Origin of the sequence: Roseovarius sp., assembly GCF_018066915.1 — a bacterium.
GTDB lineage: Bacteria > Pseudomonadota > Alphaproteobacteria > Rhodobacterales > Rhodobacteraceae > Roseovarius.
In genome coordinates this window covers 1-5948 of record NZ_JAGPVV010000021.1, presented here as the reverse complement: position 1 = coordinate 5948, position 5948 = coordinate 1, and the positions used below count along the sequence as shown (strand labels likewise).

Genomic DNA, 5948 nt, shown 5'->3' with positions numbered 1-5948 from the left:
GGCGAACTCGAAATTCGGGCCTTCGACGATGGCATCGACCGGACATGCCTCTTGGCAGAAGCCGCAGTAGATGCATTTCGTCATGTCGATGTCGTAGCGCGTGGTGCGGCGGCTGCCGTCATCGCGGGGTTCGGCATCAATGGTGATCGCCTGCGCCGGGCAGATCGCCTCGCAGAGCTTGCACGCGATGCAGCGTTCTTCGCCATTGGCATAGCGGCGCAGCGCATGTTCGCCCCGGAACCGGACCGAAAGCGGGCCCTTTTCATGCGGATAGTTCACCGTGGCCTTGGGGGCGAAAAAGTATTTCAGCCCGAGCCGGAACCCTTTGAAGAAGTCGGAGAGCAGGAAATACCCCGCCGCACGGCCGTAATCTATCTTGGTCATGGATCAGCCTCCAATCGCCCAGCGGGCCCAAAAGCCGCCCAGCACTTCGAATTTCGCAAGAAACGCCACGATCACCACCCAGCCCAAGGACATGGGCAAAAACACTTTCCAACCGATCCGCATCAACTGATCGTAGCGGTAGCGCGGCGTGATCGCCTTGACCATGGCGAAGAGGAAGAAGAAGAACGCCATCTTGGCAATCATCCACAGCACGCCATCCGGCAGCCCAGGAATGGGCGAGAGCCAACCGCCAAAGAACAAGAGGCTCATCAGTGCGCACATCAGGAAAATCGCGATATATTCCCCCGCCATGAACAAGAGGAACGGCGTCGAGGAATATTCCACCTGATAGCCCGCCACCAGCTCCGACTCGGCCTCAGGCAGGTCGAAGGGCGGGCGGTTGGTCTCAGCCAAGGCGCTGATAAAGAACAAGAACACCATCGGGAAATGCGGCAGCCAGTACCAGCCAAAGAACCCATAGGCCGTGTCCTGCGCGCCCACGATGGCGCTGAAATTGAGCGACCCGGTCGAGATGATCACACCGATGATGATCAGCCCCAGCGATACCTCATAGGAAATCATCTGCGCGGCAGAGCGCAAAGAGCCGAGGAACGGGTATTTCGAGTTCGACGCCCAGCCTCCCATGATCACGCCATAAACCTCGAGCGAGGAGACCGCGAAGACAAAGAGCACGGCCACGTTGATATCCGACAGCACCCAGCCTTCGTTCATCGGAATAACGGCCCAAGCCAGCACCGCCAGCACGAAACTCGTCATTGGGGCCAGCATGAACACCGCCTTGTCGGCACCGGCCGGTACGACGATTTCCTTGACCACGTATTTCAGCGCGTCGGCCACGGTCTGCAACAGGCCCCAGGTGCCCACCACGTTCGGACCCCGGCGCATCTGCACGGCGGCCCAGATCTTGCGGTCGCCATAGACGAGGAACAAGAGCGAGACCATGACAAAGCCCACCACCGCGAGGCATTGCGCCAGGATGATCACGAATGTTCCCAGCGGGGTTGTAAAGAATTCAGCCATCAGGTCCTCACACCATCGGTATTCCGTTTTCCGCACAATTGGCGGCGACGACTTCGGCGTCGATTGTCATTAGCCCCCGGGGCAACGCCGCCGAGATCGTATAAACCGCATCGCCCTGCCAGATGCCAGCCTCTTCCGAGACACTGGTGCGCAGGTGCCGCGCAAATCCGTACCCCCGGATCAGCGCATACTGTGCGGCGGCACATTCCGCATAGCGCTCCACGTCGAGAGCATCGCGCGCACCGCCCATGCTGACGTGGAAATTCACCAGATCCCCATCCAGAAGCCGCGTCTCGATCCCCCGATATTCGGGCGCAAAGGGTGCGGGCGCCGTGCTGTCCGCACAGCCCGCCAGCCCAAGCGCCAGAGGCGATATGACGGCCATGATCATCCTCACTCTGCCGCCATCGGTTGCGTGCCGCGCGCCTTGGCATTGGCGCTCAGTTCCGCCATCAACTCGCTGGCGCGGGCAATCGGATTGGTCAGGTAGAAATCCGCAATCGCCAGCCGGAAATCGGCCTTGCCAAGCGCGTCCTGCTCGAGCGGATGCCATTCATTCGTCGGAACCTGATCCACCTTTTTCAGATGCGGCACTGCCTTGACCAGCGCCTGACGCAACTGGGCAATGCTGTCGTACGGAAGCACCGCGCCCAATTCCCCCGAGAGCGCACGCAGGATCGCCCAGTTTTCCTTGGCCTCACCCGGCGCAAACCCGGCGCGCAGGGCCAGTTGCGGGCGGCCTTCGGTATTCACGAAGAGCCCCTGCTCCTCGGTATAGGCGGCCCCCGGCAGGATCACATCGGCACGGTGCGCGCCCCGATCCCCATGGCTGCCCTGATAGATCACGAACGGCCCCGCCGCGATATCAACCTCGTCGGCGCCGAGGTTGTAGATCACATCGGCACCCTCAATCGCGGCCTCAAGCCCGCCTTCGGTCACGGCGCCTACATCCATCGCGCCCACACGGCCCGCCGCGGTGTGCAGCACCAGCATCCGCCCCGAGAGCGCCATCGCAGCGGCCAGCACCGCTGCGCCATCGGCCTCGCGCAGCGCGCCCATGCCCACGATGACAATCGTATCCTCAGGCACGCTCAGCCCCGCAAGCGCGACACGATCCGTGCCCGCGTGGGTATAGTCATAGGTCAGATCGACCCGTGGACCGACCAGCGTGATGCTGGCCCCCTTGATCCACGCCTTGCGCAGACGCGCATTGAGCACCGGCGCTTCGACACGGGGATCGGTGCCGATCAGCACCACATTCTTGGCGGTGTCCAGATCCTCGATCCGGACATTGCCGACATACCCGCTGCGATTGCCTGCGGGCAGCCGTGCCTTGTCGGTGCGGCATTCCACATGCCCACCCTGCCCCTCGATCAACCCTTTGAGGGCAAAGGCCGCCTCGACCGGGGTCAGATCACCGACCAGACCAGCCAACTTCTTGGCCCCCTTGATGGCCCCCGCCACCTTGGCCAAGGCCTCGGGCCAGGTGGCCACGCGCAGCTTGCCATTCTCGCGGATATAGGGCCGGTCCAGACGCTGACGCCGCAACCCGTCCCAGACAAAGCGCGTCTTGTCGGAAATCCATTCCTCGTTCACACCGTCATGATTGCGCGGCAGGATGCGCATGACTTCGCGCCCCTTGCAATCCACGCGGATGGACGACCCGAGCGCATCCATCACGTCGATGGTCTCGGTCTTGGTCAATTCCCACGGGCGCGCGGTAAAGGCATAAGGCTTGCTCACAAGCGCCCCCACCGGGCACAGGTCAATGATATTGCCCTGCAAATTGCTGTCGAGCGTTTGGCCAAGATAGCTGGTGATCTCGGCATCCTCGCCGCGCCCGGTCTGGCCCATCTGCATGATCCCGGCCACCTCTGAGGTAAAGCGCACACAGCGCGTGCAAGAGATGCAGCGTGTCATATGGGTCTCGACCAGCGGGCCAAGGTCCAGATCCTCGCTTGCCCGTTTGGGTTCGCGGTAACGGCTGAAATCCACGCCATAGGCCATGGCCTGATCCTGCAAATCGCACTCGCCGCCCTGATCGCAGATCGGGCAATCGAGCGGATGGTTGATCAGCAGAAACTCCATCACCCCCTCGCGGGCCTTCTTGACCATGGGGCTGTTGGTCTTGACCACCGGCGGCGTGCCGTCCGGGCCGGGCCGCAGATCCTTGACCTGCATCGCACAGCTTGCCGCCGGTTTGGGCGGACCGCCCACAACCTCCACAAGACACATCCGGCAATTCCCGGCAATCGACAACCGCTCGTGATAGCAGAACCGCGGCACCTCGACCCCGGCCTGCTCGCAGGCCTGAATCAGGGTCATCGCGCCCTCGACCTCGATCTCGTGACCGTCGATGATGATCTTGCGTAGGTCAGACATGGTATCTCACTTTGCTTTCAGGAACTTGCCGATCGGGCTCTGCTTTGCGATTTCGGCGCGGCCCAGATCGCACAGGCTCGGGCCGTCGTTGGGCATCGCCCCCATCGACCGGATATAGTCGTCGCTCCGCCCGCGAATCTTTCGCTTCTCGGCCTTGTCGGAGATGTAGGCTTCGATCTCGGCCTCGGTGTAACCGCGTGACTGCGCCTCGGCCTTGAGGGCGCGCATATAAGAGATGGCAGTCACGACACGCGGCGAGATGTCCCCGCAGCGTTTGCGGATTTCATCCGCGACAGCCATATAGAAGAGGCCCTGATTGATATCGGCCTCCTGCGCCAGCGACCCGGCGCTGACAGAGGCCACGCCGCCGGAAACACCCAGACCAAGGCTCAGGACAAAAGACAGGATCATACGCATCAGATCATTCCTTTCATATCAGTGCGGGGGCAGGCCACCATGGCACGCCCATCTGCACCGCAGATGGGTTCCATGCCGCCTGCTATGCAATAGCAAGCGGGCCAAGCCCCTGATATGAAACGGTTTATGACCATATGATACAGCGCCCCGTAACCGATACCGTATCCCCGGAGCGGGCATAGGCCGGCCCCTTGGCCCCCTCGGGCACACCAGACCAGGCAATCTCGGAGGTGCCAAAATTGTCGAGGCAATAGCGCGTCGCCTCATAGAGGACCGCTTGCTGTGCACCCTCGATGCCCCGCCCGGCCCGCCGCACGAAGGCCGTGAAGTTGCGCCGGTCCTGCTTTTCGGCCCGCGCCTTGCCGGGATAGTAATTGCCGTTGAACAGCACCCGCTCTTCGCGCTCGGCACAGCCTGCCAGCACGGTCAACGCGATCAGCACAAGCCCGACGCGGCGATATGATGCAAACGCGCTCATTCCGCCGCCACTGCGCTCACGCGCCCGGTGCGTTTGGCCTTGATCCGATCCTCGATTTCGTCGCGGAAATTGCGGATGAGGCCTTGAATGGGCCAAGCCGCCGCATCGCCAAGCGCACAGATCGTGTGGCCCTCGACCTGCTTGGTCACATCGAGCAGCATGTCGATTTCTTCGACCTCTGCGTCACCGCGCACCAGACGATCCATCACCCGCATCATCCAGCCGGTGCCCTCGCGGCAAGGCGTGCACTGACCGCAGCTTTCATGCTTGTAGAATTTCGACAGACGCCAGATCGCCTTGATCATGTCGGTCGACTTGTCCATCACGATCACCGCTGCCGTGCCAAGGCCAGACCGCTGTTCGCGCAGGTAATCGAAATCCATGATCGCCTCGCGCATGAATTCACCGCGAATGCAGGGCACGGACGACCCGCCGGGGATAACTGCCTTGAGGTTATCCCAGCCGCCGCGAATACCGCCGCAATGCTTCTCGATCAGTTCTTCAAACGTGATCGACATCGCCTCTTCGACCACGCAGGGGTTGTTCACATGGCCCGAAATCGCAAAGAGCTTGGTGCCCGAATTGTTGGGCCGGCCAAAGCTTGAAAACCACTCCGGCCCGCGCCGCAGGATGGTCGGAACCACGGCAATCGATTCCACGTTGTTTACCGTGGTCGGGCAGCCATAGAGACCCGCGCCCGCCGGAAACGGCGGCTTCATCCGGGGCATGCCTTTTTTGCCCTCAAGGCTTTCAAGCAGCGCGGTTTCCTCGCCACAGATATAGGCGCCCGCCCCGTGATGCAGGTAAATATCGAAATCCCAGCCGGACTTGCAGGCGTTCTTGCCCACCAGACCCGCTGCATAAGCCTCGTCAATCGCGGTCTGCAGCGCCTCTTTCTCGCGGATGTATTCCCCGCGAATGTATATGTAACAGGCATGCGCATTCATCGCGAAGCTGGCAATCAGACAGCCTTCGATCAGCGTATGCGGATCATGGCGCATGATCTCGCGATCCTTGCAAGTGCCCGGTTCGGATTCGTCGGCATTGACCACCAGATAGCTTGGCCGCCCGTCGCTTTCCTTGGGCATGAACGACCATTTCAGACCCGTGGGAAAGCCCGCACCGCCGCGCCCGCGCAGCCCGCTCGCCTTCATCTGGTTCACGATCCAGTCACGGCCGTTCTGCAGTATCTTGGCCGTGCCATCCCAATGCCCACGCGCCAAGGCCCCCTTGAGGCTGCGATCAT

At 61.9% G+C, this 5948-nt stretch carries 7 protein-coding genes; all 7 read right to left on the bottom strand.

Features of this window, described 5'->3' with window-relative positions; genetic code table 11:
* Nucleotides 1-384 (bottom strand): NADH-quinone oxidoreductase subunit NuoI (gene nuoI / locus KBT70_RS01250; RefSeq protein ID WP_296627854.1); only part of this gene is annotated, 384 nt, incomplete at its 3' end.
* A gap of 3 nt (nucleotides 385-387) precedes the next feature.
* On the bottom strand, nucleotides 388-1425 hold the full coding sequence (gene nuoH, locus KBT70_RS01245) for an NADH-quinone oxidoreductase subunit NuoH (RefSeq protein WP_296627852.1): 1038 nt from the start codon (nucleotides 1423-1425) through the stop codon (nucleotides 388-390).
* Between the two features lie 7 nt (nucleotides 1426-1432).
* Nucleotides 1433-1816 carry a hypothetical protein gene (locus tag KBT70_RS01240; RefSeq protein WP_296627851.1) on the bottom strand — a complete coding sequence of 128 codons (384 nt, stop codon included), beginning with the start codon at nucleotides 1814-1816 and terminating at the stop codon, nucleotides 1433-1435.
* A 2-nt stretch (nucleotides 1817-1818) separates the two neighbouring features.
* On the bottom strand, nucleotides 1819-3807 hold the full coding sequence (gene nuoG / locus KBT70_RS01235) for an NADH-quinone oxidoreductase subunit NuoG (RefSeq protein ID WP_296627849.1): 1989 nt from the start codon (nucleotides 3805-3807) through the stop codon (nucleotides 1819-1821).
* Nucleotides 3808-3813: 6 nt separating this feature from the next.
* Nucleotides 3814-4224 carry a DUF5333 domain-containing protein gene (locus KBT70_RS01230; protein WP_296627846.1) on the bottom strand — a complete coding sequence of 137 codons (411 nt, stop codon included), beginning with the start codon at nucleotides 4222-4224 and terminating at the stop codon, nucleotides 3814-3816.
* A gap of 124 nt (nucleotides 4225-4348) precedes the next feature.
* Nucleotides 4349-4702, bottom strand: coding sequence for a hypothetical protein (locus KBT70_RS01225; RefSeq protein WP_296627844.1), 354 nt, complete (start codon nucleotides 4700-4702; stop codon nucleotides 4349-4351).
* On the bottom strand, nucleotides 4699-5948 hold a 1250-nt coding region (nuoF, locus tag KBT70_RS01220), incomplete at its 5' end, for an NADH-quinone oxidoreductase subunit NuoF (RefSeq protein WP_296627841.1). The genes KBT70_RS01225 and nuoF, both read right to left, overlap by 4 nt.

Excerpts from the sequence above, each read along its gene's own strand:
- nuoG (WP_296627849.1), bottom strand. The coding sequence starts at position 3,807 with ATGTCTGACCTACGCAAGATCATCATCGACGGTCACGAGATCGAGGTC.
- KBT70_RS01240 (WP_296627851.1), bottom strand. The coding sequence starts at position 1,816 with ATGATCATGGCCGTCATATCGCCTCTGGCGCTTGGGCTGGCGGGCTGT.
- KBT70_RS01230 (WP_296627846.1), bottom strand. The coding sequence starts at position 4,224 with ATGCGTATGATCCTGTCTTTTGTCCTGAGCCTTGGTCTGGGTGTTTCC.
- KBT70_RS01225 (WP_296627844.1), bottom strand. The coding sequence starts at position 4,702 with ATGAGCGCGTTTGCATCATATCGCCGCGTCGGGCTTGTGCTGATCGCG.
- nuoH (WP_296627852.1), bottom strand. The coding sequence starts at position 1,425 with ATGGCTGAATTCTTTACAACCCCGCTGGGAACATTCGTGATCATCCTG.